Here is a 25,958-nt window from a genome sequence, read left to right on the forward strand (position 1 = left end):
CGGAATGCCGGAAGGGTTACCAGAGCGATGGAAGGCTGCCCACGAGCCGCTCATACATGGCCAGCGCAGACACGTCCGTCAGCGACGCCACCTGGTCGATCACCACACGCAAACGCGCACCGTCGTCTACGGCGTCACGCCAGTCCGCAGCGAACATCGGCTCAAGGTGACGGTCGCCCGTGGCGTTCAGGACACCCACCAGTGCATGCAGCACTTCGCGTTGGCGCTCGTACACCGGCTGGCGGTGGTCGGTGGAGATCACGAAGGTGGTGGCCAAGCCCTTGAGGACCGCAATTTCGGTGACGGTGTCCTCGGGGACCATGAGTTCCGCGTCGTAGCGGGTCAGATTGGCTGGTCCGAAGTGGGCACGCGTTGTTTCCATGGCGCTCTGGCAGAAACGGCCGATCAGTTGGCTGGTCATGTCCTTCAAGGCAGCCATGGATTTCCGGCTGCCATCAGCTTCGCGGACCCAGACCTTGGTTGCCTCCAGCCGTGCAAGGGCGGCATCAATTTCAGCGGGGTCGTTGTGCGGCAGGTACCACTGCTTGGTGTAGCCCACCACGCGCGCACGATGGTCCGGGTTTTCCATCCATTTGAGCTGGAAATGACCGGCAACGATCGCATCCTCGACGTCGTGCACGGAGTACGAGATGTCGTCGGCAAGGTCCATCACCTGGGCCTCGATGCACGAGCGGTTACCTGGAGCGCCTTCCCGGAGCCATTCGAACACCGGAAGATCGTCTTCGTACGCGCCGAACTTACTGGTGCGGTGGCCATGGATCACGGGGGCGTCGACGGCCGACCACGGGTATTTGGACGCAGCATCCAGGCTGGCACGCGTCAGGTTAAGCCCTGCCGGCCTGCCGTCCTCGGCGAGTACTTTTGGTTCGAGCCGCGTTAGCAGCCGCAGTGTCTGGGCGTTGCCTTCGAAACCACCAATGGTGTGCGCTACTTCGTTCAGCGCGGACTCACCGTTGTGACCGAAGGGCGGATGCCCAAGGTCGTGGCTCAGGCACGCAGTGTCCACCACGTCAGGATCGCACCCCAGGGAGCGGCCAAGTTCGCGGCCCACCTGGGCTACTTCGAGGCTGTGTGTAAGCCGGGTGCGGACAAAGTCGTCCGTGTCCGGGGCAACTACCTGCGTTTTGGCACCGAGCCTGCGCAACGCCGAGGAGTGCAGGACCCTGGCGCGGTCCCGTTCAAAATCCGAGCGATAGTTGCTCTTGCGCGGCTCTTCGACCCACCGCGCGGAATCTGCCTCGGCGTAACCGGGGATCGCCAGCACAAAATCGTGAGCCGTCCCGTCTTGGCCAAGTATCGCTTCGGTTCCCATGGGTATCTGCCTCCTTCAAGCGCCGGGGTGTTGGAGCTTCTTGAGTCAGTCTTACACGCGTGAGGCTAGCCGCCCGAAACGTCCAGCTCAGCGGCCGAGATATCCGCGCTCTGTTCAGCGTTCAGCTGACGGCTCACCAGCCAGTCCTTGGGCAAGGCAGGCTTCTTGGGCGAGCCCGCACGGCCGCGGGGGCCCTCGGAATCGACTCCCGGGTAAGGCGAGTCCATATCCAGTTCATCAAGGTATTCGCGCAGCACCTCAAGGGTGGGCACGGTGGCCAGCTTGGCACGGAGCTCGCCGCCCACTACGTAGCCCTTGAAGTACCAGGCCATGTGCTTGCGGATCTCGCGGAGCGCCTTGTATTCATCGTTCCCGAACGTTTCCACCATGAGCTCGGCGTGACGATAAACGCCTTCAGCAACTTCGCGGAGGCCCGGGCGATGCCGCTGGTCGCTGCCTTCGAAGGCTGCTTGCAGGTCACCGAACAGCCATGGCCTGCCCTGGCAGCCGCGGCCCACAACCACGCCGTCGACGCCGGTCTCCCGCACCATGCGGACTGCGTCCTCAGCAGACCAAATGTCGCCGTTGCCCAGCACAGGGATGTCAGGGAGCGCCTCACGGAGCCGGGCAATAGCGGACCAGTCGGCCTGGCCGGAATAGAACTGAGCGGCAGTGCGGCCGTGAAGGGCGACGGCGGCCACGCCGGCGTCGCGCGCGATCCGACCGGCGTCGAGATACGTCAGGTGGTCCTCGTCGATGCCTTTGCGCATCTTGATGGTCAGCGGGATGCCGCCCTTGGAGGCTTCCTTGACCGCTGTCTGAACGATGGAGGTAAAGAGATCGATCTTCCACGGAAGCGCCGAACCACCACCACGCCGGGTGACCTTGGGCACGGGGCAGCCGAAGTTGAGGTCGATGTGATCGGCCCGGTCCTCCTCGACGAGCATGCGGACTGCCGCACCGACCGTCACGGGGTCAACACCGTAGAGCTGCACTGAACGCACTTTCTCGTCCTCGTCGTGCGAGATGATGCGCAACGATTCCGGAGTCCGTTCCACCAGCGCACGCGAGGTCACCATTTCGGCCACGTACAGGCCGCCACCGTATTCACGGCAGAGCCTGCGGAAGGCTGAGTTGGTGATGCCCGCCATGGGGGCAAGGATCACGGGAGTGTCCACGGTGATCCCGCCGAGCTGCAAAGGCGGAAGCTCAAGCTTTGGGGCAGGGGGCGTTGCTACTACAGTCACCCATCCATTGTTGCAAATCAGGGCAAATCGACTATTGAGAGACTATTTCAGCAGGGGACGTTCCGGCTGGCTGTTCCAGAAACTGACTACAAGAGCCAGCCGTTATCGGCTGCGATTCGTACGGCCTCGGCTCGTGTCCTTCCGCCGGTCTTGGCCATCGCCGCGGAGAGGTGGTTACGCACCAGTGCTGGATCATCCGCGATCACCAATCGTGGAGGCTGTCACCGGTCCAAGATGACAAATGTCATTGCCCTGCCGTCACATGGAGCCGCGCGCACCGTCATCGTCGCCGCGGCGCTCCGCCTCACGCTGGGCACGGCGACTCCCCGGCCGGGCAGGCTTGCCGACCGCGCGGGAAGACCGGCCGCCGTCGAGCGTTTCGACCCGGCCAGAACCCACGACGGCGGCCGCGGCTGCGAGCGTACCGGTATCGTCAACGTCGTCCGGATTCACGGACAGAGCCGGCGCCGGGACCGCCCCCTTCACGCCCGTGGCCTTGACCACCAGGACGGCAATCAGCGTCGTAACCGGGATGGCGAGCACCAGCCCGATGGAGCCGACCAGCGTCCGGATGACTTCTTCGGACAGTTCCGCACTGGTCAGGGCCTCGGCAAGTGGGCGGTCGTAAAGCATCACGATGATGAGGATCGGAAGGGCGGCACCAGCGTAAGCGAATGCAATGGTGTAAACGGTGGAGGCGATGTGGTCCCGGCCAATCCGCATCGCCGAGGAGAACAGCTTCCGGGCACTGGTGTTCGGGGCCAGTTCGTAAAGTTCCCACACAGCAGAGGATTGGGTAATCGTGACGTCGTTGAGGACGCCGAGGCCTGAGATGATCAGGCCGCACAGGATGATGCCGGAGATTGAAATCTTGTCCGACATATTTATCAGCGTGGCAGCGTCATGGTCACCGACGCCTGCAAGGTTGGCAGCATCCGTGGCCCACGCCGCCAACAGCGCTGTAATGCCCAACCCGAAGATGGTTCCCAGCAGGGCCGTGGACGTCCGCGCCGAGAAGCCGTGGGCGAAGTACAGGACCCCGATCATGATCACCGTGGAACCCACCAAAGCCAGCATGAGTGGCGGCTTCCCCTCCACAAGCCCCGGCAGGATGAAGCTGACCAGCACGGCATAAGCGCCAACCAGGCCCAGGAGGGCCCGGAAGCCACGCCAGCGCGCCACAGCGATCACTACCACCGCATAGAGCACGGCCAGCAGGGCAATTGGCAGGCTCCGCACGAAATCCACAAAAACGTACGACGGCGAGCCGTTGCCTTGCGATGCGCCCTGGACACCGGAAAGGTTCAGATAGCGGATCGAGTCCCCCACATCCACCCCATGGGATTTGGCGACGTCGGGGTTGATCACTACTTTGACGGCTTCCCCGCCCTTATCGGGCTGGGTGAATGCGAAAGTGCAGTCGGATCCGCCGGACTGGCCCGTTTGACCGGTGTCAGTCTGGCCAGTATCCGTTTGTCCTTGCGTGGATTGTCCGGTTTGTGTGCAACTTTCCTGCACCACGCTCTGGATCTTTCCGGTATCGAACGTCACCCCCGGGGCAGCCTGGTAGGGACTCGCGAAGGAGATTCCGTCCCGACTGCCCGAGGGCCACATGACCATCATGGCGATGACAGTGAGCACTCCAAGGGGAACCAGCACCGCAGCCAGGAGCCAGTTGGCGCGTTTCCGGGACGCAATGGCCTGCGGGGTTGGCTCGGAACTTTCAGAATGACCGTGACCGTGGGAGTGTCCGTGACCCATCAGCTGCAAAACCTCATGGCTTCAAGCCTAGCCGGGTCACATGCAAAGCCTTCCCTCAGGCGGGCTTGATGTTCTGGTTCACATGGAAAAGGTTGCCAGGATCGTACTTGCTCTTGACCTGCACCAGACGATCCCAGTTGGGGCCGTAATTGTCAGTGACGCGGTTCTGGTCTTCGGTGTCCATGAAGTTGATGTACCCGCCCAGCGCCGAGTGCGGTGCAAGAGCCGCCGCATACCCTCGCGCCCAGGCGATGTTGGCTTCGTTGTCCGTGGGCTCCATCCATTGCGCGGCAATGACCGGCGCGAACTTCATGTCCCGATGCGCAAAGGCTGTGTCGTGGACGCCAACGCGTGAGACGGCGCCGTCGATCGGGTAAATATGCACGGCCGTATTGACGCTGGTGACCGTCGCGCCATGCTCAGCGTGGGCTTGGATGGCGCCGTCACTGAGTTCGGGGAGGAAGTTCGCTTTCCAGTAGCCCTGCATTCCTTTCTGGTTTAGCGCGTCGAAGGCAACGTTCAGGGCTGGGTAAGGCATAGGAGCTACCAGTGAGCCGGCAACAGGAGCGGCGTCCAGGAAGGGCTGCCACCGTGCTTCGCCTTCTCCCATGTCCCCTGTCCACATCCCTACCACCACACAGACAGGCTTGCCATGCCACTCTTCGGGAAGGAACGGAACGGGCGGACCTTGGTGGAATCCCAGGAAGGCGCCAAACGCTTCCGGGGCGTTCGCGATGTAATCGCGGTAGAACCGGGCAACGGTGTCCGTATGTTCTGCGCCATAGAGAATGACTCCGGCATGGACCATATCAACGGGATGGAGTTTGAACTCGAACGAGGTCACCACGCCAAAGTTGCCGCCACCGCCCCGGAGCGCCCAGAACAGGTCCTCGTTTTGGTCTTCGCTGGCCACCAGGAACTTTCCATCCGCCGTGACCACATCGGCTGAAACGAGGTTGTCGCAAGAGAGACCGTACTTGCGGGCCAGATAACCTATCCCGCCGCCCAGGGTTAGTCCGGCCACTCCCGTGGAACCGACGATCCCGCCAGTGGTGGCCAGTCCGAAGGCGTGGGTTGCGTGGTTGAAGTCAGCCCATGTGGTTCCGCCTTCCGCCCGCGCAGTGGCGGTCTCCGGGTCCACCCTGACCCCTGTTCGGTTGACGAAGTCCAGCACCAGTGCGTCATCCTCTGTTCCAAATCCAGGGGCGCTGTGTCCGCCGCCCCGAATGGCCAGGGCCATGGAATTCTCTCGTGCGAAGTTCACCCCCGCGATCACATCCGCCACCTGGGCCACCCTGACGATGCCCGCCGGACGTTTGTCCACCATGGCGTTGAAGACTGCCCGTGCCGAATCATATTCAGGGTCTTCGGGAGTGATGAGCTGCCCACGCAGCTGATCCCGCAGCCCGTCCAAGGCCGTTCCGTTCATTGTTGTTACCGCCGATTCAAAGGAGACCGGAGCTGTTCCACAGACGCCGCTTCCCTCCGAGTGTGCCGGCGCGTGGCTTACGTCGCCTTCCTACTCCTGCGCCATGGGCACGTCAAGACTTTCCCACCGTGAATACGAACTGAGCTTAAAGCCAGGATCCCGCCCTTCCCATCGGCGATGGGCAAAGCGGGATCCGGACATGCAGATAAGTGGTCAGTCGCTCACGATCAGTGTGTCAGCGCCACGAACGTGGGCCTTGCCCGAATCCAGCAAGGGTGCCAGGACGCTGCGCAGTGCCGTCATGGATTCGTCCACTTCCAACAACACAGGGTGCTGGTAGGCAATGAGCGCCAGGAGGTCCCGTACGGCAGCCTCTGCGTCGTCGGCGGACAGCTTCGGATCGTGACCCAGGAAGACATCCGAAGGCTCCTCGGAGTTGCCCTGGGCGTAGCTGATGGCGAACGCTTGGATCTTGCCTTTTCGGCTGGCCGGCACTCCCCCACCAAAGGCGCTTGCCTTCGGTGCACGAAGCACAATGGCCCCGTGCGCCCCGGTGAGATCGTGCAGGAAGAGCCGCTGCACCGTAGGAATGCTGAGCTCACCTGGGCTGTCCCAGTGATGGACGGCTGAGTAGTAGCTGCCCACCACTTCGCTGAGTTCCACGGATCCGGTGGCGAGGTCCTCGACGCGCTCCGACGCAGCTTCCTCGGAACCGTCGCCGAACCGCGGGAGCTTCAGCGGCTCAGGCTTCACCACTACCAACTGGGAACGCTGGATGGGTCCAAGACCTGCAGCCTCGGCGAAAGCGGCCCCCGGCGTTCCCGGCTCCACTTTGCTGCGAAGCTTGGAAACGCCCGACGGCGAGTTCCCGGCTTCGCGGCGCAGCATGGTCAGCAGTGTGGCCCCAACGCCGTTCCGGCGATGGTCCTTGGCAACCTCGATGTAAGCCCAGAGGCGTTCCGGGTGCAGGGACGCTTCATGGACCACGCCGGCGGCAACGGGGATGCGAACGCCGTCAACGACGTCCTCGGCAACGATGCAGCGGCGCCAAGGCTGGTTGCTCGAAGGCGCCAAAGCAGCACGGAACTGTTCTGCAGGCAGGGTCTCCGGGCCGCCCCAGATTTCCAGGAGGGCGAGGTCGTCGCCTTCCTTCCACTCGCGGTATTCCAAAGCCACGGTTAGGCGCCGATCAGTCGTGCTGCCAGGTAAGCCTCAACCTTGTCCAGGGACACGCGTTCCTGGCTCATGGTGTCGCGCTCACGGATGGTCACGGCCTGGTCTTCGAGGGTATCGAAGTCCACGGTGATGCAGAACGGGGTACCGATCTCGTCCTGGCGACGGTAACGGCGGCCGATGGCGCCGGCGTCGTCGAAGTCGATGTTCCAGTTCTTGCGCAGCTGAGTGCCCAGCGCCTTTGCCTTCGGGGACAGGTCCTCGTTGCGGCTCAGGGGCAGGACGGCTGCCTTGACCGGGGCAAGCCGCGGATCCAGCTTCAGGACCGTCCGGACGTCGACGCCGCCCTTGGCGTTGGGTGCCTCGTCTTCGGTGTAGGCGTCAATCAGGAAGGCCATGAAGGAGCGTGTCAGGCCGGCCGCGGGCTCGATCACGTACGGGGTGTAGCGCTCGTTGGTGGCCTGGTTGAAGTAGCTCAGGTCCGTACCGGAAGCCTTGGCGTGCGTGGAGAGGTCGAAGTCCGTGCGGTTCGCGATGCCCTCGAGCTCGCCCCACTCGGAGCCTTGGAACCCGAAGCGGTACTCGATGTCCGTGGTGCCCTTGGAGTAGTGGCTCAGCTTCTCAAGCGGGTGCTCGAAGAAGCGGAGGTTTTCTTCACGGATGCCCAAGCTGGTGTACCAGGACATGCGCTCCTTCATCCAGTACTGGTGCCATTCCTCATCCGTGCCGGGCTCGACGAAGAATTCCATCTCCATCTGTTCGAACTCGCGGGTACGGAAGATGAAGTTGCCCGGCGTGATCTCGTTGCGGAAGGACTTGCCGATCTGGCCGATGCCGAACGGCGGCTTCTTCCGGGACGTGGTGAGGACGTTGTTGAAGTTCACGAAGATGCCCTGGGCCGTTTCCGGGCGCAGGTAGTGCATGCCTTCGTCGTTGGCCACCGGGCCAAGGAAGGTCTTCAGGAGGCCGGAGAACTCCTGTGGCTCGGTCCACTGGCCACGGGTGCCACAGTTGGCGCAGGCAATGTCCTTCAGGCCGTTCTCGGCGGGACGGCCCTTCTTTTCCTCGTACTCTTCCTCAAGGTGGTCAGCACGGTAGCGCTTGTGGCAGGAGAGGCATTCCACCAGGGGGTCCGAGAACACCTCTACGTGGCCGGAGGCTTCCCAGACCTGGCGGGGAAGGATGACTGAGGAGTCCAGGCCTACGACGTCTTCGCGGCCGCGGACCATGCTCTGCCACCACTGGCGCTTGATGTTTTCCTTCAGTTCCGCACCAAGGGGTCCGTAGTCCCACGCCGAACGGGAGCCACCATAGATTTCACCGGCCTGGAAGACAAAGCCCCTCCGCTTGGAGAGGGAAATGACCTGGTCAAGGACGGATTTTGCTGCCATGGGTACTCCATTTGTTCTACAGGGCCGCTGGGTGCGGTCCGCGGTGGTTGCCCCGGATTCCGAACGAGGTTGTCCGGCGGGGTGGGCTGGGAATTGGTGCGGATAATAACTGTGCAGAAAGCTGCGTGTCCTAGCCTACCGGCCTTTGCCCGGGACCTTTCGTACGAATGCTCCCCTGGGCCAGGGCAACGTGGCCACGATGATCGCGGCGAGCGTCAGCACCGTACCCAACACCGTGGGCAAGGCGACCACCGCACCGGGACTGGGGATCACGACGTCGAGCACTAAGGAACCCACCAACTGGCCGGCGATCATACCCAGACCGGTGACCAGCACACCAAGGCTTCGGACCAAGAGGGCCGCAAGCCCAATGAAAAGGCAGCCCATGGGGCCGCCCAGGTAGAACCACCATTCTCCCGGAAGCGGGTTGCCCGCGCCTGCCACGGAAAGCTTGATCAGCCAGGCAATCCAGAGGATGGCGGCACCGGCAATGAAGTTGACCAGCGTGGCGGCCACAGGCGTTCCGTAGTGAACAGTGGCGGTTCCGTTCATGGCTTGCTGGAAACTCATGAGAAACCCTGCCGCCAGAGGCAACAGGACGGGCAACACCAGGGAGGCGATGTCGGTATTGCCCCCGAACCGAGGGGAAACAGCCCAGGCAACGGCGGCCACCGTCAGCACACTGCCCAGGATCCGCACTCCCGTAATGGACCGTTTGCCGCCGGGACCTATGCCCATGCGGTCCACCAGGAGGCCGCTCAGTGTCTGCCCTGTGACCGCTGCAACGGTGAACAAGGCCACACCCAGCAGGCCAATGGTGAAGGACTGGGCAAAGACGAAGAGAGCGCCGATTCCGCCGGCCATGACGTAGAAGCGGGGAAAGCTACGGTTCCGGACAGCCGGGACGATGCGGCAAAGGCCCGCCCTGCCTTTGGGCGTGGCAAGGGAAATGGCCGCAATGAGCACCAGGCCTGTGGTGAAGCTCACCACGGCGGCGGCGATGCCATCGTTCAACCGGGCGCCGAGCGCCCCGTTAATCCTTCCTTGAAGTGGAATGACCAGGCCAGTTGCTACCGCAACAGGGAGGCCAACGGCGAGCGGAAGGGTTGAACGGAGCGAAGACTGCGGCACCGACCCCACACTACTTCAGGCATCATTGCTCTATGAGCAACCCGGAAATCGAAGAGATCCCCATCCGCGACGACATGATCCGCCTCGGCCAGCTGCTGAAGCTTGCCAACCTCGTGGAGGACGGCGTTGAAGCAACGGAGCTCATCAAGAACGGCTTGGTCAAGGTCAACGACGAAATCGAAGACCGTCGCGGCCGCCAGCTGCACGCCGGAGATACCGTTACCGTCAACGGCCAGACCGTCCGGATCACCACCGCCTGAAGCAACGCGGGATCACTTATGGCCCATGGTGAGGCTGCCGAGGGGCGATAAGTGACCCCGCGTTGCTTTTCTACGTGGTGGACAGCACCTTGTGGGTCAGGAATTCCCCCACGTGGCCGATTTCCTGCTGGTTGATACCGTGCCACATGCCTGTGTAGAGCACCTTGGTGAGGTCCACGTGCTTGCGCACCCATCCCATGGTGTATTCGATCTTGTCCGGGGTAATGACGGGGTCCTGCTGATCGCGGCCCCAGAACATCGGCAAGGTGCCGTCCAGTTCGGCATCGCGGAAGGCGGGGTCGTCACCTGCGTCCACCACAAAACCCGAAAGCCCGACGACGGCAGCGAAGTCCGCGGGACGGTAGCGGAGCATGGTGGTCGCCATGGCCATGCCCATGGAGAAGCCCAGCAGCGTCACTGAAGAATGATTGGCTTTGACAGTGTCCAACCATTCAAGGGCATACTCAGCGGCAAGCTTTACTGCTTCCAGGGAATACTCGATTGACGCCGTGAGCGGGAACCAGGTGAAGCCGGGGCCCATGGGCATTGGCGCGCGCAAGGAAGCCACTGCAAATCCCTCGGGAAGCAGGCCGGCGAGGCTGAAGAGATCGTCCTCATTGGAGCCGTAGCCGTGCAGCAGCACCAGGAGCGGTTTGCCCTCCCGTTCGGCTTCGTCATGGGACCACAGGACAACGGGCGCGGGGAATGCAACGGCTTCAGTCATGGGTCTATTCTTGCAGTTACTGATGGGTAACAACCTACGGTGGCGTAGGTTTGCAGGTTCAAGGCAGGATGGAAAGCGTGAGTGACGTCAATTCATTGGTGAAGCCGGGCGACCCGGTTCAAACACACCCTTGGAGCCGTTACGTGGCACTGGGGGATTCCTTCACGGAGGGCATCGGTGATCCCGAGCCGCAAAACCCCGGCGGCTTCCGAGGATGGGCTGACCGTGTAGCGGAAGAACTAGGCCGCGGTCATGAGGATTTCGCTTACGCCAACCTTGCTATCCGTGGGCGCTTGCTGCAGCAGATCGTGGATGAACAAGTTGGTCCTTGCTTGGAACTCCAGCCGGACCTTGTCTCGATTTCCGCTGGCGGCAACGACCTCATCCGGCCCGGTGGCGACCCGGACCTGTTGGCGGAGAAGCTGGACGCTGCAGTTCAGGAACTGGGCTCCGGTGGTGCCACTGTGGTGTTGTTCAACGGACCGGACACTGCGTCCTCGGTGTTGGGCCGCATCCGTGGCAAGGTGGCCATTTACAACGAGAACCTCAGGACGGTGGCTGCACGGCACGACGCGATCGTCGCCGATATGTGGTCCCTGAGGCAGTTGGCCGATCCCCGGATGTGGGACGAAGACCGCCTGCACTTCTCACCGCTGGGACACCACACCATCGCGATGATGGTCCTGGAAGCGCTGAACGTCCAGCACACCCTCGAACCCCTGGTGCCGAAGCCCCTGCCGGTTCGCACCTGGCGTGAAGCCCGTTCCTCGGATCTGGTGTGGGCCCGTGAGTACTTTGTTCCCTGGGTTATCCGCAGGTTGCGGCATCGATCCTCCGGAGACGGCATTACCCCTAAACGCCCGACGGCGGGACCGGTCTTCGGTCCCAACGGCACCATGCTGCCGCGCGGCTAACGTGAGGGTCGTTTGCAGGACTGACGCCCGGAAAGAGCTCCGCGATGCACGCTGACATTTCACTGGCGCCGGACGAGGTTGTGCAATCCAGGCTTCGGCGTCAGCAGTTGCGGGCTCCGTACGGCGAAGGCGTTGATGACGTGCTGCGCAACCTCCTCGCGGTGCAGTCGCAGGAATTTCCCTATGCGAGGTGGAGCCTTGCCCAGCGAACGCCCGGTACCACTGCCGATGAGGTGGAGCAGGCGGTGGCTGACGGCAGGATCCTCCGGACGCATATCCTGCGGCCGACGTGGCATTTTGTGCATCGTGAGGACCTCGGCTGGTTGATGGGGTTGTCTGCGGATCGCCTTCATCAAGGCAACAAAGGCATGTACAGGCAGACGGGAGTTGATGAGCACGCCGCCGCCCGCAGCGGGCACATCCTCGCTGAAGCTGTGGCCGGTGGAGCCCACAAAACACGCGAAGAATTAGCCGGGGTACTGGAACAGGCAGGGTTCCCCGGCAAAGGCCTTGGCTTCGTTTACCACCTCATGCACGCGGAGATCAGCAAGATCCTGGTGAGCGGTGCACCCGTCCGTTCTGCAGGGGGTGCACTCAAACAGACATACGCCTTGTTCCAGGAACGTGTACCCGCCACTGGCAACGCGCCCTTGATCGGCGATGACCGTGAGTGGGCCTTGGGCCAGCTGGCCCTGCGATACTTCACCAGCCGCGGACCTGCAACCATCAAGGACTGTGCCGCGTGGTCCGGACTGACCATGAAGGATGTACGGCTTGGCTTACAGATAGCTGAAGAGTCCGCTCCCAGCGCCTTGGTGCCTGTGGCGATTGAGGGCCTGGACTTCTACTTGCCAGCAGAAGACGTGGAAGCACTTGCTGCGACTCCCCCGCCAGCTGATGATGGGCCGCTGCTCCCCCGTGTCGATCTCATCCAGTGCTACGACGAATACGTGATGGGCTATTCCCAATCGAGGCACTACCTCGGTGGAAGGGCACCCTATTTCCCGGAGGGCGATGCTCCCATTCACGTGGTGTTGCTGGATGGCAGGTTGGCCGGATGGTGGCGCCACGGCTTCTCCGGTGGGATCTGCGAACTCGATGTCCGAATGAACCGGCCCGTCACAACAGCCGAACAACAAGCTTTGGAGGCAGAGGTGGAACGCTACGGGAGGTTCCTGGGCATGGAGACAAAGCTGGTGTGAAACGGCGGGACTAAGCTGGGTTTAAGACCTAGGAGGCCTGCACCGTGAACAATCTGATCTTCTGGATCATCGTCTGCTCGTGGCTGATTCCCATGGGGATCCGTCTTTACAACAGGTCCCGGGCGCGGCGGCTCCAGGACCGTAATTTCCAGGACCGTAGCTTCCCGGGTCAGAACTATCCTGGCCAGAACTATCCGGGCCCCGGCTATCCCCCGCAGAATCTTCCAGGACCGGGTTACCCGCAGCAGAGCTACCCGCCGCAGAATCTTCCGGGACCGAACTATCCCGCACAGGGGTATCCCACCCAGAATTACCCGGGCTATCCCGGGGAGCCCGCCACCGTCCGCCCTGCCGATGCGCAACCGCCGGCAGGACCGCCGTCGAACGCTTCTTCACCTGCCTTCCCCACCAACAGCGGCTCTGAGCAGCAAGGCTTCCGCGCGCGAAAGCTGGCCGAACTGGACCTCAAGTTCAGCAACGGCGAGATCGCCATGGAGGACTACATGAAGCAGCGCGGCGAGATCATGAACGGCTGAGCGGGCCTAGTCGAAGAAAGCCTGGCCGTTAGGCGAAGAAGGCCTGATGCAGTTGGGCCGACAGTTGCCCGATTTCGGTGAGGAAGCCGTCGTGCCCGATGGGGGCCTCGATCAGGTGGACGGGCACGTCGCCAGGCAGATTTTGTGCCAGTTCCAATGACTGGGCCGGGAAATAGAGGCGGTCGGAGTCGACGGCTGCCACAAAGAATTCAGCAGTGGCGCTGGCCAAGGCTTCCCGCAAGGTGCCCCGGCCCCGGCTGATGTCGTGGGACATGAGTGCCTCAGTGATGGCGATGTAACTGTTGGCATCGAACCGGCGCACCAGCTTGGTGCCTTGGTGGTCGAGGTAGCTTTCCACCTGGTAGCGGCCACGCTCCCCCAGGACAGGAGCGGCTAAGGGCGTCTCCTGGTGCTGGGCTTCCCGGCCGAAGCGGAAATCAAGCTCCAGCGCTGATCGGTACGTGATGTGGGCTATCCGTCGGGCCAGGGCAAGGCCCGCCTCAGGAGTTGGTCCACCGTAGTAATCGCCGTTGTTGAAGTTCGGGTCCTGGCGGATGGCGAGTGTCTGCGACTGGGCGAAAGCGATTTGCTCGGCTGTGCTGTAGGCGCCGACAGAAATAACTGCGCACCGCTGGACACGCTCAGGGAACGTCACCGCCCACTCGAGTGCCCGCGCCCCACCCATGGAACCACCAAGGACGGCGTGCCATGACTTGATCCCCAACGCGTCGGCGAGGCGGGCTTCAGCCACCGTGCTGTCGCGCAAAGTGATCAGGGGGAAGCGGGATCCCCAGGGCCGCCCGTCCGGCGCCTCGGACGATGGGCCCGTGCTGCCGTAACAGCCGCCCACAATGTTGATGGAGATAACGAAGAACCGGTTGGTGTCGATCGTCGCGCCGGGGCCAACGAGTTGCTCCCACCAGCCTTCCTCATCAGTGGCACCGCGGGCCACATGCGTGCTTCCCGTCAGTGCGTGCTGGACGAGGACTGCGTTGGACGCATCCGTGTTCAACTGCCCCCAGGTCTCATAGGCCAACACAACGTCCGGGAGAAAACCGCCGGCTTCAAGTTCCAGCGAACCTACGCCGGCGTACTTGACCGTCCCGTCTTCTTTGCCCGGTTTGGGGGGTGCTGTAGCAGTAATGGTCATTCCTTTGACACCTAACCTCGCGCTTGCCTGCCGCCTTGCGTGCGACAGGCCAGGTCTTCACCCGGGGCACCCCACCGCGGAGGAGGGTTGCCGGCCAGCAAGCCGGGGCTGTCACTGGCACTCATGACCTAATACGTAGAGTCTAGGAAAAATACCGCTGTTTTGGCGAAGAATGTGACATCTGTGTGACGGTTTGGGGCCGCTTCGTTCAGGAACACACACGGCGAAGGGCCGCCCGGCGAATTTTCGTCGGCGGGCGGCCGCCCGCTAAGCGCCTTTGGCAGCCCGGAAACCAGCCTCCAGGTCAGCAATGATGTCGTCCACGTGCTCGATTCCCACGGACAGGCGGACAAGGCCTGGATTCACGCCCGCAACCAGCTGCTGTTCGACCGTGAGCTGGCTGTGGGTAGTCGACGCCGGGTGGATAACCAGCGAGCGGACGTCACCGATGTTGGCAACATGGGAGTGCAACTCCAGGCCGTCGACGAATCGCTTGCCGGCCTCGACGCCACCCTTGATGTTGAATGCCACCACTGCACCCGTACCCCTCGGCCCATACTTACGGCCACGGTCGTACCAAGGGCTGGACGGCAGACCCGCGAAGGCGACCGATTCGACGTCGTCGTGGCCTTCCAACCATTCCGCCACCTTAGTGGCGTTCGAGACGTGGCGCTCAACGCGCAGGCTCAAGGTTTCCAGCCCCTGGGCGATGAGGAAGGCGTTGAAGGGGGAAACCGCCGAACCCAGATCGCGCAGCAGCTGCACACGGGCCTTGAGAATGTAGGAGAGATTGGCTCCGAGCGCGCCGTCCTTGCCAAGGTCCCGGGCGTAAACGAGTCCGTTGTAGCTGGGGTCCGGAGTATTGAATCCGGGGAAGCGCTCCGGGTCCTTGCCGAAATCAAAGTTTCCGGAGTCCACGATCACGCCGGCGATCGCCGCACCGTGGCCGCCCAGATACTTGGTAGCCGAGTGCACCACGATGTCCGCTCCCCATTCGATGGGACGAATGAGGTATGGGGTGGAAAGCGTGTTATCCACGATCAGCGGCACACCAGCCTCATGCGCGGCGTGTGAAATACCCTCGATGTCCAGCACGTCCTGGCGCGGATTGGACACCACCTCGCCGAAGAACAGCTTGGTATTGGGCTGCACGGCGTCCCGCCACTGGTCCAGGTTGTCCGGGTCCTCCACGAACGTCACGGAGATGCCGAACTTCTTCAGCGTGTGCGCCAGCAGATTGTAGGTGCCGCCGTAAAGGCTGGGGCTGGCGACGATATGGTCTCCGGCCTCGGCAATGTTCAGGATGGCGAAGCTTTCCGCGGCCTGTCCGGAGCTAAGGAGCAATGCGCCCAGTCCGCCTTCGAGGCTGGCGATCCGTTGCTCCACGGCATCTTGTGTTGGGTTGCCGATACGGGTGTAGATCGGGGCGAGCTCGGCCAAGGCAAAGCGGTTGGCTGCGCTCTCTGCGCTGGGGAAAACGAAGGACGTGGTCTGGTAGATCGGAAGCGACCGCGCTCCCGTGGCAGAGTCAGGCTCCTGCCCTGCGTGGATCTGGCGTGTTTCGAAAGACCATCCTTGGGACATTGAATTCTCCTCTTAGTGGCGCGCGGGTTTGCCGTTGATCGCTGTAGGCGTGGGCTGGGGCCAGTCTAGGAAGCGCCCGGGTGCTTGGACAGCTTTGTGACGAAGGCAGTATTTTTCAGTCTTTACGCGACCCGGCGTGACGCCTTCCGGCGGCGCGCAACAAGGTCCCATGTTAGTTAGGCTTCCCTTAGCTGAGACCCCGATCACAAAGTGCCAAGATGAAGCCATGCGCATGGATCACGTCTCTTACGCTTGTGAACGAGATGGCCTTTTGGCCACTACCGAACGAATTTCCGCAGCTCTGGGAGTGGACGCAGTCCGGGGCGGAGTGCACCCGCGCTTCGGTACCCGGAACATGATCATTCCCTTGGCGGATAACAAATACCTGGAAGTCGTAGAGGTCCTGGACCACCCTGCTTCTGACAAGGCACCCTTTGGCCAGGCAGTCCGCGCACGCTCGGCGGCTGGCGGCGGTTGGATGGGCTGGTGCGTCGCCGTTGACGACCTCGCCCCCTTCGAGGAACGCCTCGGCCGGTCCGCAGTTCCGGGCAACCGCAAGTTCCCGGATGGCCGCGAACTTGTATGGCAGCAGATCGGCATTCTCGGCTTGATCGCCGATCCCCAGGTGCCGTACCTGCTCAAGTGGGAGGGCGATCCCTCACTGCACCCGTCCAAGGTCTATGAGAGTGACGTCAAGATGTCCAGCCTCACCATTGCAGGCTCGGCCGAACGCGTTACCGAATGGCTGGGCGAACCCGTGGAGAAGCCACTTGAGGACGTCGCTGTCCAGTGGATGGCCCCGCACGGTACGCCCGGCATCATGTCCGTCACTTTCGAAACCGCATCCGGAGCCGTCACCATCTGACGCGCACTTTCCCTGGGGCCCTGGTCCCCTCCCGGTCCAGTGTGTCCGGTCAAGCTTCGGCCGCCATCAGCGGGTGCCAACGACGTCACCCACCGATGGCGGCCGAATTTCTTTAATGGCGCCTAACCCAGGCCGATCGCCTTGCCGAAGAGGCTGAAGCCAACGAACGCGACGATGTCCAGCAGCGCATGCGCAATGACCAAAGGCATCACCCGCTTCGTCTTGGTATAGATCCAGGCGAACACCAATCCCATGGCGAAGTTGCCGATGAACGGCCCGAAGCCTTGGTACAGGTGGTAGCTGCCACGAAGGGCCGCGCTTACGACAATGGCCAGCGCCGAACTCCAGCCGAATTTTCCGAAACGGTCCATGAGGTATCCCACGACGATCACTTCCTCAACGATCGCGTGGCGAACCGCCGAGAGAATCAACACAGGCACCGTCCACCAGTAAGCTTCCAGGCCGCTGGGCACGATGGCGGTGGTGATTCCGAGGGCGCGGCCGGCCGCGTACAAGCCAAGTGACGGGATGCCAATGGCGGCTGCGAGGCCCAATCCGTGCAAAAGGTCCTTGCCGGGGCGTGCGAAGTTGAACCCCAGCCGGGCAAAGCCTGAGCCACTTGCACCTTCCCTGCCACCTTGGGCATGCGATGACAGGAAATAGAACACCAGGACCACCGGCACCAAAGCGAAGATAATATCCAGCAGTTGGTATGTGAGATCGAAGTACTCGCGGGTGCTTTGGGACCTGTTAAGCGTCGAAGTTGCCTCGGACAGCGGCGCCCGCGTCATCTTGTCCAGGAGCTGCACCACGGAGTACACGGCGGACTGGCCCAAAGACAGGCCCAGTACGATGAGTACTTCGGAGCGCAGGCGGCGGCGTGAAGCAAGGAGCATATACCTATCTTGCCTGCAGTTCCTGCCACTTTGCCGTGAACTGCGCACCTTCGGGTTCCACCCGCAGGCAGACCCTATGCTTGGTGGGATGAGTGCCCCAGGGAGAATTTTCATGATCCGGCACGGCCAGTCCGCCGCGAATGCCGACACATCGATCTACAACCGTGTGCCGGACTACCGCATTCCGCTGACCGAACTCGGAATTGAACAGGCCCGGATAGCAGGCGAGGGCCTCCGGCGGAAGCTCGACGGCGAGCAGGTCTGCGTTTACGTGTCCCCCTATTTGCGGGCGTACCAGACCCTTGAGGCGTTGGACCTCGGACCTCTGATCGAGCGTGTGATCGAAGAACCCAGGCTACGTGAGCAGGACTGGGCCAACTTCCAGATCGCCGGGGAGATCGAGGACCAGAAGGAGCTGCGAAACCTGTACGGCCACTTCTTCTACAGGTTCCGCGAGGGCGAGTCAGGCTCGGACGTCTACGACCGCGTGTCCTCGTTCATGGAGACCCTTTACCGCCATTGGGAAAAGCCGACGTACGCCCCAAATACCCTGATGGTCACCCACGGACTGACCATGAGGCTGTTCTGCATGCGCTGGTTCCACTGGACTGTTGAGTATTTCGAATCCCTGAACAACCCGGACAACGCCGAACTCCGCACGCTGATAAGGACCGACGACGGCCAGTACAGTCTGGACGAACCGTTCAGCCAGTGGGTGCCAAGGGATGTTGACGATTCAGTGCTCCACGCGCCGAGAATGCGTTTCTAGCGGGGTGCACTCAGCTGCCGGGCGCGACGATGACTTCCGTGCCCTTGGCTTCAAACGCGGCCTTATCCTCAGCGCTGATCCCGGCGTCCGTGATGAGGTGCCGGAAGTCGTACCCGGCCATGGCCGCAAAGGAGCGGCGGCCCACCTTGGAGGAGTCAGCCACGACGTAGGACTCAGTGGCCCGGCGCGCCATGACCGTGTTCACCATGGCTTCGCCTTCATCGGTGATGGTGGGGCCGAGGTCCGGGTCAACACCATTGACCCCTATGAACGCAATGTCCAGGGCAACCTTCTGCATGATCACGTCGGTGTAGGGCCCCACGAGCTCGTAGGAGCGCGGATTCAGGATTCCCCCGGTGACCATGATCTTGATGTTCGGACGAACGGCTAGCTGCGATGCAATGTTGATCGCGTTGGTCACCACCGTGAGAGTGGGCCTGTTGGATGGCGCGTTGAGGTCCTCACGGGTGGACAACAGCTGGGCCAGCGCCGTGTTGGTGGTTCCCCCACTCAAGCCGATCACCGCTCCGGGGCGGATGAGGGCCGAGGCGGCCTGGGCGATCTCTTGCTTGGCCAAGGCATGGTCGTCACGGTTGTACCGGCCCGGGAGATCGTAGGATACGGATCCGGTGGTGGCGCCACCGCGGGTACGGCTGAGCAGCCGTTGTTTGGCAAGGCTGTCCAAGTCCCGGCGTGCCGTGGCCGGTGACACGCCAAGCCGCGTCACGATGTCCTCGACTTCCACATGGCCGGATTCGGCCAGGAGGTCAAGGATGGCGGTCAGCCGATCGGTGCGGGTCATGACAAGCCTTTCGCGGGGTCTGGCTATTTCGCTTTGGCGAACAGCGTGAGCAAACGTGCGGATTCCAGCACCAGTGCGTCCCGGCCGGCCTTGATGTACTTCCGGGAATCCACCACTGCAGGGTTGGCATCGAGGTACTCACGGACGGCACGGGTGAAGAACCCGTTCAAATGTGTGGATACGTTGATCTTAGTCATACCTGCGCCGATCGCAGCTACGAGCATCTCATCTGTGACGCCTGAAGAGCCGTGCAGGACGAGCGGTTTTCCGACCGCAGACTTCAGCCGCGTGATCAGGTGCAGGTCCAGTGCGGCGCTGCGTTCGGTCATGGCGTGGGAGGAGCCAACGGCTACAGCGAGCGCATCTACACCCGTTGCTTCAACAAACGCCTGCGCCTCCGCAGGATCGGTCCGGACACCGGGTGCATGGGCACCGTCCTTGCCCCCCACCTTGCCAAGTTCGGCCTCCATGTAAACGCCTCGCTCGTGGGCGTAGCGGGCCACCCGTTGCGTGACTGCGACGTTCCACTCATAAGGCAAGTGCGCGCCGTCGTACATGACGGAGCCAAAGCCCAGGTCCACGGCAGCGAGAGCGAGGTCCTCGGATTCGGCATGGTCCAGGTGAACCGCAACGGGCACCGATGCGTCGCGGGCGATCGCCAAAGTCGCCAGCGCGATCGGCTCGAGTCCACCGTGGTACTTGGCGCAGTTCTCCGAAATCTGCAGGATCAGTGGAACTCCCGCGGTCTCGGCACCCGCCACCAGTCCCTCCGCTGTTTCCACATGGATGACGTTGAACGCGCCTTGGCCCGTACCGTTAGCCGCGGCCTTGTCCATCAATTCCCGCGTGCTGACAAGGGTCACCGGGTCTCCTTCCATGTCACGATGAGTTGTTCTTCAAGTTCCTGGTATCGCGGCGAGATCTCGCCTGCTGCGGGCATGAGCACTGCAGCGGCGGACCAGGCGGTGGCCCGGCGGAGAATCTCGCGGGGTTCGGTGATGCCTTCGGCGAGGGCGACGGCGGCAGCTGCCACACCGGCGTCGCCCGCCCCTGTGGGGTTGCCGCTCAGCGGCCCGGGGAGGCTGGCGCTCCAGTACCCTCCCGGTGCTGCGTGATCGAAGGCGAGCATTCCGTCCGCACCGGCGCTGACGAGGACCGTGCGGGCCCCCATGGCAATCAGCGAGAGCGCAGCGGCTTCCACGCTCGATTCCCCCGTGGCTTCCGCGAGCTCGTGGTGATTGGGTTTCAGGACATCGGCACCCGCCTGGGCTGCAGTGATGATTCCGGGTCCCGAAGTGTCAATGATGGCCGGGATGCCGGCGTCGTGTGCCAGTTTCACCAGGGACGGGTAGAAATCGGCGGGCGCGTCCGGTGGCAGGCTGCCGGAACCCACCAGCACAGCTGCCGGAGCTTCTCCGTCATCGCCGCGTACGGCGTTAACGACGGCGGCGGTCAGCGAGCGCCAATCGTCCGGCAGGAGTGCCTGGCCTTCCTCGTTGAAGATGGAGGTCTCGCCGGCGACGGTGTCCACGAGCGCGATGCTGCGGCGGGTCTCTGCGGCGACAGACACCAGCGTGTGGGGCACGCCGCTGGTCCAGAGTTCAGCAGCCAGGGTCTGTCCCGCAGCTCCGCCTGTTGGAGCAATGGCCAGCACCGGATGGCCTACTTGGTGAACCACCCTGGCAACGTTGAGCCCTTTGCCACCGGCGCGGCTGATGGGTGTGGGCACCCTGTGGCTGGCGCCTTCGGTGATTCCGTGGACGGTGTAGGTCATGTCGATGGCTGGATTGGGGGTCACCGTGACGATGCGGGTTGCGCCGTTTCGGGAGGTGCCGCGTCCGGCCGCGGCGGTGCCGGTCATCGGGCACCGTCCAAGAGCGCACGTGCGTTCAGTGCTGCGCCAAGGAGCCCGGCGTCCTGGCCAAGCTGGGCTTGGATGAGGCGTGGGCGTCGTTGGAAGTCCAGGATCTGGTCGACCCGTGCCCGGAGCGGTTCCAGTAGGTCCTCGCCTGCTTCGGCCAGGCCTCCCCCGATCACGACCGCTTCAGTGCCGATGATGTTCACGCATTGGCAGATGGTGAAGGCGAGGGCGTCCACGGCGTCCGCCCACACACGGGCAGCCACGGCATCTCCATTGTGGGACCGGAGAAGGACGTCCCGGGCACCGTCCACGGTGTTGCCCGACTTCCTGCTGTATCGCTTGGCGATGGCGCCTGCCGAACCCACGGCCTCAAGGATGGTGGCCCCTGTTGCTTCAGTTCCGGCTGCTTGAGTTCCGGCTGCTTCAGTTCCGGCGTCGGGGTCCGGTACCTGGGCATGGCCGAGTTCACCGGCGAAACCCCCGGCCGTGACGGCCACACCACCGGAGAAGACCGCGGCGGCGATTCCAGTGCCCACCACCATGACCACGACGTCGTTGAACTCCCTGGATCCGCCAAAGGTGTGTTCCACGGCAGCGGCAGAGCGGACATCGTGATCGAACGCCACAGGAAGCCCCAGCCTCTTCTCGGCCTCTGCCGTGAAGGGGAAGTTACGCCATCCGAGGTTCGCGGAGTAGATCCCGATTCCTCCCAGGGAATCCACGATGCCCGGGACGATGATGCCCGCTGCTTTGGCCGGGATGTCCGGGAACTCGGATGCGAGTTCATCAGCAAGCCCTGCGAGCTTGTCCAGCACGGCTTCCCCTGGATGGGATGGATCCAAGGGCGTGGGGACCCGGCGCATGCCCAGGACGTTTCCAAAGGCATCCACGAGTCCGGCCTTCACGTCGGTACCGCCAACGTCGAATGCCAGGACTGCTGATTCTGCGTGCCCGAGAACCATGACGGGTGCCTAGGCGGAGGGATCGAGAATGACGGAACGCGTCAGGTTCCGGGGCAAGTCCGGGTTGAGGCCGCGGACGCGCGCACGTTCCAGGGTCACTTTGTGGACGCGGGCCAGTTCAGCGAGCGGGTGCTTGTCCGTGTGGATGTAGAGGGCACCCGTGGCTGCCATGTCCTTGTTAAGGCCCTCGGGCTGTGCGCCAAACAACCACGTCACGCGTCCTGGCGCCGCGATGGAGATGGGACCATGGCGGTATTCCATCGCCGGGTAGGACTCGGTCCAGCCCTGCACGGCTTCGCGCATCTTAAGTCCTGCCTCGTGGGCCAGGCCAACAGTCCATCCGGTACCGAGGAACGTGAATTGCTCAGCATCCAGGAGTTCCTGTGCCACGGGATCTGTCACTGCGTCCCTTGCGTCTTCGATAGCTTGCTTCAGGTCAATCCCAAGGCTGGTGAGCAAGTACACCAGTGCCGAGGTCGCGAAGCGGGTCTGCACCACGGATCGCTCATCTGCATACGGGAGACCGATCACGGCGTCGGCCAGATCAACGATTGGAGACGCCGTATCGCCAATGATGGCAACAGTGGGGACGATGCCCTTCAGTCCGGCCAGGATCTCCAGCACCTCAGTGGTGGTGCCGGACCGCGTAATGGCCACAACGGCGTCGTACTGGCGATCTGCACTGTTGCTGTTCAGGAAAGCCTCCGACGCCGCAAAGGCATCCGTCACGCCTTTGCCTGCGGATTCACGGGCGGCAGCATAGCTCTGGGCCATGAACCAGGAGGTGCCACAGCCGATGACGGCGATCCGCTGACCGTCGGCAGGAAGCAATTTCTCAGCACCGGCCTGGTCGATGGCACGCTGCCAGACATCGGGCTGTGATACCAGCTCTTCTTCCATGAAGGCGCCCAGTGTGTTCTCGCTCATCGTGTGTTTCGCTCCTGCTCAGCCAATGACGTTTTATGATCTATAGAAACACTAAACGATCAGTTTCGATCTCACAAGGATCATCTACTGGAGTGGATCCGGCAATTGGGCAGGCCAGTAGTCAGGACGCTGGCAAAGTGCTGGCAGTGGAAACGTTGGGAACCGGTGAAGAGGAGCAGGGAACGCCCAGCGTGGCCCTGTTAGCCGATGATGGGCCGTTCTTCGGGCAGGTTGAACAGCCGGGGGCGGGAGGATAGGGCCAGTGCCGAAGCGACCGTAACGGTCCCGATGCGGCCCGTAAACATCAGAACCATGAGTACCCACTCAGCCGATGGAGGAAGGTTGTACGTGATTCCTGTACTCATGCCGACGGTGGCGAACGCCGAGATGGATTCGAACAGGACCTTCTCGAGGCTGTAGTCGGTGAACATGAGGAGCAGCATGGTTCCAGTAATGACAGCACCGATGCCGAGCAAGGCTACCGAAAGGGCCTGCCGCACCGAGGCCGGGCTAATGGACCGGTGGGCTATGGTCACATCGTCCCGGCCCCGGACTTCGTTCCAGATGGCGAATGCCAGGAGGAGGAAAGTCGTGATCTTGATTCCACCCGCAGTTCCGGCGCTTCCCCCTCCGATGAACATCAGAATGTCGCTGACCATGAGCGTCTCTGGTGAGGCCACACCGTAGTCGATGCTGTTGAATCCCGCGGTGCGCGGGAACACGCTTCCAGCGAGTGAACCGACGATCTTTCCCGGGATGGACAGCGGCCCCAGGGTTTCGGCCCGGTTCCATTCGAACGCGGCGAACAACACGAAGCCGGCCGCGAGGAGGAAGACCGTGCCGAAGACTGTGAGGCGCAAATGCACCGTCCAGTTCCGGACCCGCAGTCCCCCGCCGTTGAGCAAATGGATGAGTACGGGGAATCCAAGGCCACCTGAAATGATGGCCAAACAGATGGGCACCAGAATGTAAGGGTCCTCGCGGAAACTGATGAGGTTGTCGCTGTAGAGCGCGAACCCGGCGTTGTTGAAGGCAGATACTGCGTGGAAGACTCCATGCCACAGGGCAACGGCTGGGTTTGAGTCGTACACGAGCCAGAACCTGACAGCCAGGATTGCAGCCGTTACCGCTTCAAAAACGACCATGATCCTGGCAACCCGGAAGAGCACGGAGCGGACATCCCCAAGGTTGAGGGTGTGCGTTTCTGACTGCACAACAAGCTGCCCGCGCAAGCCGATGCTTTTGCGGACGAGCAGGGCCAGCAGGGTCGCGAGAGTCATGATGCCGAACCCGCCCACCTGGATGAGTGCCAGAATCACGACATGCCCGAACGGTGTCCAGTAGGTGGCCGTATCAACGGTAATCAGGCCCGTGACACACGTCGCGGACACGGCCGTGAACAGGGCCGTCATGAGCGTGGCAGGATCAGTGCCGTTGCGGGAGACGGGCAGCATCAGCAGGCCTGCGCCGAGGAGGATGACTGCCAGGAAAGCGAGGGGTACTGAGCGGACTGGATGCGAAAGGGCGCGCCTGACGACGTTCTCACGGCGCGCCTGTGGGTCCCGGTGCTTCCACGGCATGCGCTCGTTGCCGTTCCCAGCTTGGGGTGGTCCAGGAGCACGGAACCGGGGCTTTGGGTTAGCCGACATGATCTTCGGGAGCCTAGCACCGGAGAAAATGTGGAAACAGGAAAATCGGGAATCCTTTACGGTTCCTTTACGCCTCAGGGCCATTCACTGAATCAGAAAGGGCGGCGTCCCAACCGGAACGCCGCCCTTTCTTGTTTCACCCCGCACTTAGACGGCGCGAGCGCCCGCCCGCCACACCGAGTGCGTCAGCGGGATCCCCGGCCGGTACGCCAGGTGCGTTGCCGACGGCGCCTTCAGCATGTGAAGGTCCGCGCGATGACCGACGGCGAGCGAACCCACCGCCCGTTCGCCGTCGACGTCGTTCCCGGACTCCCGGCCCAACGCCAGGGCGCCGCCGTACGTGGCCGCCCGAACAGCCTCGTGGACACTGAGGTGCATCTGCAGGACCGCCGTGGTCACACAAAATGCGATGGAACTCGTGTACGACGTCCCGGGGTTGCAGTTGGCGGCCAGGGCGATCTGAACGCCGGCATCGATCAGCTCCCGGCCTGGCGCGAGCGGCTGTCGCGTGGACAAGTCACAGGCAGGCAGGCAGGTTGCGACAGTTCCACGCACGCCACTGCCCGTAGCCGGGTCCCAGCCCTTCCAGGTTCCCGCGAGCGCGTCGATGTCCTTCTCCGAAAGATAGTTCACGTGGTCGACGCTGGCGGCCCCGAACTCCACGGCCAACGCAACACCTGGCCCCTCGCCCAGCTGGTTGCCATGCACGCGGAGCCCCAACCCCGCGTCCCGGGCAGCCGTCAGGACCCGGCGCGACTGCTCTTCCGTGAAGGCACCGCGCTCGCAGAACACGTCCGCCCAGCGCACGTGCGGCAGAACGGCGTCGAGCATTTCACCACAGACCAGGTCCGTGTACTCCTCCGGATCGGACCCGGCCGGCACCAGGTGCGCGCCGAGGTAGGTGACCTCGTCCACCAGGGCCGCGGCGATCCGTGCACTCCGGGCTTCGTTCTCCACGTCCAAGCCGTAGCCGGTCTTGCTCTCAAGGTAGGTAGTTCCCTGCGAAACCGCTTCAGTGACACGATCCCTCACCAGCCTCGTCAGCTCATCGTCACTCGCGCTTCGGGTGGCCCCCGTGGTGACAGCAATGCCGCCGGCACTGTAACTCTGCCCGGCCATCCGGGCCTCAAACTCCGCTGTGCGGTCACCGGCGAAAACGAGGTGGGAGTGCGAGTCGACCCAGCCCGGCAGGACGGCACGGCCTTCGGCATCGATCTTTGTATCGGCCCCGGGAGCGTCGTTGCTGGACCCGATCCAGGCAATGCGTTCGCCTTCGAACACGATCGCGGCGTCCTTGAGGACACGATGCTCCAGGTCCTGGGTCATCAGCTCGCCGATGTTGGTGATGAGAGTGCTGTTTTGTCCTGGACTGCTGATTCCGCTCATGTCCCT

Annotated in this window: 24 protein-coding genes, 1 pseudogene and 1 riboswitch; of the genes and pseudogenes, 6 read left to right on the plus strand and 19 right to left on the minus strand. The window is 62.9% G+C overall.

Annotated features, from left to right (window positions below; all coding sequences use genetic code 11):
- Positions 1 to 16: 16 nt before the first annotated feature.
- The 8 genes and pseudogenes from ABIE18_RS04845 to ABIE18_RS04880 form a co-directional block, all read right to left on the minus strand.
- The gene (locus ABIE18_RS04845; protein ID WP_402939669.1) at positions 17 to 1,333 is read right to left on the minus strand and encodes a deoxyguanosinetriphosphate triphosphohydrolase; all 1,317 of its coding nucleotides are present in this window, start codon (positions 1,331 to 1,333) and stop codon (positions 17 to 19) included.
- 65 nt (positions 1,334 to 1,398) lie between these two features.
- The gene (dusB, locus tag ABIE18_RS04850; RefSeq protein ID WP_499721510.1) at positions 1,399 to 2,580 is read right to left on the minus strand and encodes a tRNA dihydrouridine synthase DusB; all 1,182 of its coding nucleotides are present in this window, start codon (positions 2,578 to 2,580) and stop codon (positions 1,399 to 1,401) included.
- Between the two features lie 86 nt (positions 2,581 to 2,666).
- Positions 2,667 to 2,762 (minus strand): annotated as a pseudogene (locus ABIE18_RS04855) (DNA-binding response regulator); the annotation flags it as partial.
- A gap of 76 nt (positions 2,763 to 2,838) precedes the next feature.
- On the minus strand, positions 2,839 to 4,341 hold the full coding sequence (locus tag ABIE18_RS04860; RefSeq protein ID WP_499721511.1) for a YibE/F family protein: 1,503 nt from the start codon (positions 4,339 to 4,341) through the stop codon (positions 2,839 to 2,841).
- Positions 4,342 to 4,396: 55 nt separating this feature from the next.
- On the minus strand, positions 4,397 to 5,770 hold the full coding sequence (locus ABIE18_RS04865) for an FAD-binding oxidoreductase (RefSeq protein WP_499721512.1): 1,374 nt from the start codon (positions 5,768 to 5,770) through the stop codon (positions 4,397 to 4,399).
- A gap of 213 nt (positions 5,771 to 5,983) precedes the next feature.
- Positions 5,984 to 6,946, minus strand: a complete 963-nt coding sequence (locus tag ABIE18_RS04870) for a GNAT family N-acetyltransferase (RefSeq protein WP_499721513.1) — start codon at positions 6,944 to 6,946, stop codon at positions 5,984 to 5,986.
- 2 nt (positions 6,947 to 6,948) lie between these two features.
- Entirely contained in the window at positions 6,949 to 8,334 is a 1,386-nt protein-coding gene (locus ABIE18_RS04875; protein ID WP_216925355.1) for a glycine--tRNA ligase, read from the minus strand.
- 135 nt (positions 8,335 to 8,469) lie between these two features.
- Positions 8,470 to 9,474: a DMT family transporter gene (locus tag ABIE18_RS04880; RefSeq protein WP_499721514.1), complete on the minus strand. Its 1,005-nt coding sequence runs from the start codon at positions 9,472 to 9,474 to the stop codon at positions 8,470 to 8,472.
- A gap of 23 nt (positions 9,475 to 9,497) precedes the next feature.
- Here ABIE18_RS04880 and ABIE18_RS04885 point away from each other — a divergent pair, with 23 nt between their 5' ends.
- The gene (locus tag ABIE18_RS04885) at positions 9,498 to 9,725 is read left to right on the plus strand and encodes an RNA-binding S4 domain-containing protein (RefSeq protein WP_216925357.1); all 228 of its coding nucleotides are present in this window, start codon (positions 9,498 to 9,500) and stop codon (positions 9,723 to 9,725) included.
- A 70-nt stretch (positions 9,726 to 9,795) separates the two neighbouring features.
- On the opposite strand, the gene ABIE18_RS04890 is transcribed toward ABIE18_RS04885, so the two are convergent.
- Positions 9,796 to 10,449, minus strand: a complete 654-nt coding sequence (locus ABIE18_RS04890; protein WP_499721516.1) for an alpha/beta hydrolase — start codon at positions 10,447 to 10,449, stop codon at positions 9,796 to 9,798.
- 68 nt (positions 10,450 to 10,517) lie between these two features.
- On the opposite strand from ABIE18_RS04890, the gene ABIE18_RS04895 reads away from it, so the two are divergent.
- From ABIE18_RS04895 to ABIE18_RS04905, 3 genes are read left to right on the plus strand one after another with little or no spacing between them, the layout of a single operon-like run.
- Positions 10,518 to 11,363: an SGNH/GDSL hydrolase family protein gene (locus ABIE18_RS04895; RefSeq protein ID WP_499721517.1), complete on the plus strand. Its 846-nt coding sequence runs from the start codon at positions 10,518 to 10,520 to the stop codon at positions 11,361 to 11,363.
- A gap of 44 nt (positions 11,364 to 11,407) precedes the next feature.
- Positions 11,408 to 12,565 carry a winged helix DNA-binding domain-containing protein gene (locus tag ABIE18_RS04900; protein ID WP_499721519.1) on the plus strand — a complete coding sequence of 386 codons (1,158 nt, stop codon included), beginning with the start codon at positions 11,408 to 11,410 and terminating at the stop codon, positions 12,563 to 12,565.
- Positions 12,566 to 12,609: 44 nt separating this feature from the next.
- A complete protein-coding gene (locus ABIE18_RS04905; RefSeq protein ID WP_499721520.1) occupies positions 12,610 to 13,101 on the plus strand; it encodes a hypothetical protein in 492 nt (163 codons plus the stop codon).
- Positions 13,102 to 13,129: 28 nt separating this feature from the next.
- On the opposite strand, the gene metX is transcribed toward ABIE18_RS04905, so the two are convergent.
- Positions 13,130 to 14,251: a homoserine O-acetyltransferase MetX gene (metX, locus tag ABIE18_RS04910; RefSeq protein ID WP_499721521.1), complete on the minus strand. Its 1,122-nt coding sequence runs from the start codon at positions 14,249 to 14,251 to the stop codon at positions 13,130 to 13,132.
- Between the two features lie 14 nt (positions 14,252 to 14,265).
- Positions 14,266 to 14,380: riboswitch (SAM riboswitch) on the minus strand.
- 138 nt (positions 14,381 to 14,518) lie between these two features.
- Complete coding sequence (locus ABIE18_RS04915) at positions 14,519 to 15,835, minus strand: bifunctional o-acetylhomoserine/o-acetylserine sulfhydrylase (RefSeq protein ID WP_499721523.1); 1,317 nt, start codon at positions 15,833 to 15,835, stop codon at positions 14,519 to 14,521.
- Between the two features lie 226 nt (positions 15,836 to 16,061).
- On the opposite strand from ABIE18_RS04915, the gene ABIE18_RS04920 reads away from it, so the two are divergent.
- Positions 16,062 to 16,700: a VOC family protein gene (locus tag ABIE18_RS04920; protein ID WP_216925364.1), complete on the plus strand. Its 639-nt coding sequence runs from the start codon at positions 16,062 to 16,064 to the stop codon at positions 16,698 to 16,700.
- Positions 16,701 to 16,822: 122 nt separating this feature from the next.
- On the opposite strand, the gene ABIE18_RS04925 is transcribed toward ABIE18_RS04920, so the two are convergent.
- Entirely contained in the window at positions 16,823 to 17,596 is a 774-nt protein-coding gene (locus ABIE18_RS04925; protein WP_499721525.1) for a CPBP family intramembrane glutamic endopeptidase, read from the minus strand.
- A 112-nt stretch (positions 17,597 to 17,708) separates the two neighbouring features.
- Between ABIE18_RS04925 and ABIE18_RS04930 the strand changes: the two genes are divergently transcribed.
- Positions 17,709 to 18,365 carry a histidine phosphatase family protein gene (locus tag ABIE18_RS04930; protein WP_499721527.1) on the plus strand — a complete coding sequence of 219 codons (657 nt, stop codon included), beginning with the start codon at positions 17,709 to 17,711 and terminating at the stop codon, positions 18,363 to 18,365.
- Between the two features lie 10 nt (positions 18,366 to 18,375).
- Here the strand turns inward: ABIE18_RS04930 and ABIE18_RS04935 are convergent, their stop codons facing one another.
- From ABIE18_RS04935 to hutI, 7 genes are all read right to left on the minus strand, one after another.
- Positions 18,376 to 19,167 carry a DeoR/GlpR family DNA-binding transcription regulator gene (locus ABIE18_RS04935; RefSeq protein ID WP_431119314.1) on the minus strand — a complete coding sequence of 264 codons (792 nt, stop codon included), beginning with the start codon at positions 19,165 to 19,167 and terminating at the stop codon, positions 18,376 to 18,378.
- A 23-nt stretch (positions 19,168 to 19,190) separates the two neighbouring features.
- Positions 19,191 to 20,045, minus strand: a complete 855-nt coding sequence (locus ABIE18_RS04940; protein ID WP_499721528.1) for a class II fructose-bisphosphate aldolase — start codon at positions 20,043 to 20,045, stop codon at positions 19,191 to 19,193.
- A complete protein-coding gene (locus ABIE18_RS04945) occupies positions 20,027 to 21,028 on the minus strand; it encodes a 1-phosphofructokinase family hexose kinase (protein ID WP_499721529.1) in 1,002 nt (333 codons plus the stop codon). The genes ABIE18_RS04940 and ABIE18_RS04945 overlap by 19 nt, the downstream gene beginning before the upstream one ends.
- Complete coding sequence (locus ABIE18_RS04950; RefSeq protein WP_499721531.1) at positions 21,025 to 21,990, minus strand: ROK family protein; 966 nt, start codon at positions 21,988 to 21,990, stop codon at positions 21,025 to 21,027. The genes ABIE18_RS04945 and ABIE18_RS04950 overlap by 4 nt, the downstream gene beginning before the upstream one ends.
- Positions 21,991 to 21,999: 9 nt before the next feature.
- On the minus strand, positions 22,000 to 22,917 hold the full coding sequence (locus ABIE18_RS04955; RefSeq protein WP_499721532.1) for an SIS domain-containing protein: 918 nt from the start codon (positions 22,915 to 22,917) through the stop codon (positions 22,000 to 22,002).
- A 200-nt stretch (positions 22,918 to 23,117) separates the two neighbouring features.
- Complete coding sequence (locus ABIE18_RS04960) at positions 23,118 to 24,497, minus strand: TrkH family potassium uptake protein (RefSeq protein ID WP_499721868.1); 1,380 nt, start codon at positions 24,495 to 24,497, stop codon at positions 23,118 to 23,120.
- Positions 24,498 to 24,713: 216 nt separating this feature from the next.
- Complete coding sequence (hutI, locus tag ABIE18_RS04965; protein WP_499721534.1) at positions 24,714 to 25,952, minus strand: imidazolonepropionase; 1,239 nt, start codon at positions 25,950 to 25,952, stop codon at positions 24,714 to 24,716.
- Positions 25,953 to 25,958: the final 6 nt, after the last annotated feature.

The organism is Arthrobacter sp. 2762 (assembly GCF_040548745.1).
Taxonomy (GTDB): domain Bacteria; phylum Actinomycetota; class Actinomycetes; order Actinomycetales; family Micrococcaceae; genus Arthrobacter.

What these genes read in the sequence shown, in the direction of transcription:
- ABIE18_RS04920 (WP_216925364.1), top strand. Translation starts at nt 16,062, where the DNA reads ATGCGCATGGATCACGTCTCTTACGCTTGTGAACGAGATGGCCTTTTG.
- ABIE18_RS04960 (WP_499721868.1), bottom strand. Translation starts at nt 24,497, where the DNA reads ATGCCGTGGAAGCACCGGGACCCACAGGCGCGCCGTGAGAACGTCGTC.
- ABIE18_RS04875 (WP_216925355.1), bottom strand. Translation starts at nt 8,334, where the DNA reads ATGGCAGCAAAATCCGTCCTTGACCAGGTCATTTCCCTCTCCAAGCGG.
- ABIE18_RS04930 (WP_499721527.1), top strand. Translation starts at nt 17,709, where the DNA reads ATGATCCGGCACGGCCAGTCCGCCGCGAATGCCGACACATCGATCTAC.
- ABIE18_RS04895 (WP_499721517.1), top strand. Translation starts at nt 10,518, where the DNA reads ATGGAAAGCGTGAGTGACGTCAATTCATTGGTGAAGCCGGGCGACCCG.
- ABIE18_RS04860 (WP_499721511.1), bottom strand. Translation starts at nt 4,341, where the DNA reads ATGGGTCACGGACACTCCCACGGTCACGGTCATTCTGAAAGTTCCGAG.
- ABIE18_RS04890 (WP_499721516.1), bottom strand. Translation starts at nt 10,449, where the DNA reads ATGACTGAAGCCGTTGCATTCCCCGCGCCCGTTGTCCTGTGGTCCCAT.
- ABIE18_RS04915 (WP_499721523.1), bottom strand. Translation starts at nt 15,835, where the DNA reads ATGTCCCAAGGATGGTCTTTCGAAACACGCCAGATCCACGCAGGGCAG.
- ABIE18_RS04900 (WP_499721519.1), top strand. Translation starts at nt 11,408, where the DNA reads ATGCACGCTGACATTTCACTGGCGCCGGACGAGGTTGTGCAATCCAGG.
- ABIE18_RS04950 (WP_499721531.1), bottom strand. Translation starts at nt 21,990, where the DNA reads ATGGTTCTCGGGCACGCAGAATCAGCAGTCCTGGCATTCGACGTTGGC.
- ABIE18_RS04940 (WP_499721528.1), bottom strand. Translation starts at nt 20,045, where the DNA reads ATGGAAGGAGACCCGGTGACCCTTGTCAGCACGCGGGAATTGATGGAC.
- hutI (WP_499721534.1), bottom strand. Translation starts at nt 25,952, where the DNA reads ATGAGCGGAATCAGCAGTCCAGGACAAAACAGCACTCTCATCACCAAC.
- ABIE18_RS04935 (WP_431119314.1), bottom strand. Translation starts at nt 19,167, where the DNA reads ATGACCCGCACCGATCGGCTGACCGCCATCCTTGACCTCCTGGCCGAA.
- ABIE18_RS04955 (WP_499721532.1), bottom strand. Translation starts at nt 22,917, where the DNA reads ATGAGCGAGAACACACTGGGCGCCTTCATGGAAGAAGAGCTGGTATCA.
- ABIE18_RS04845 (WP_402939669.1), bottom strand. Translation starts at nt 1,333, where the DNA reads ATGGGAACCGAAGCGATACTTGGCCAAGACGGGACGGCTCACGATTTT.
- ABIE18_RS04885 (WP_216925357.1), top strand. Translation starts at nt 9,498, where the DNA reads ATGAGCAACCCGGAAATCGAAGAGATCCCCATCCGCGACGACATGATC.
- metX (WP_499721521.1), bottom strand. Translation starts at nt 14,251, where the DNA reads ATGACCATTACTGCTACAGCACCCCCCAAACCGGGCAAAGAAGACGGG.
- ABIE18_RS04925 (WP_499721525.1), bottom strand. Translation starts at nt 17,596, where the DNA reads ATGCTCCTTGCTTCACGCCGCCGCCTGCGCTCCGAAGTACTCATCGTA.
- ABIE18_RS04945 (WP_499721529.1), bottom strand. Translation starts at nt 21,028, where the DNA reads ATGACCGGCACCGCCGCGGCCGGACGCGGCACCTCCCGAAACGGCGCA.
- ABIE18_RS04865 (WP_499721512.1), bottom strand. Translation starts at nt 5,770, where the DNA reads ATGAACGGAACGGCCTTGGACGGGCTGCGGGATCAGCTGCGTGGGCAG.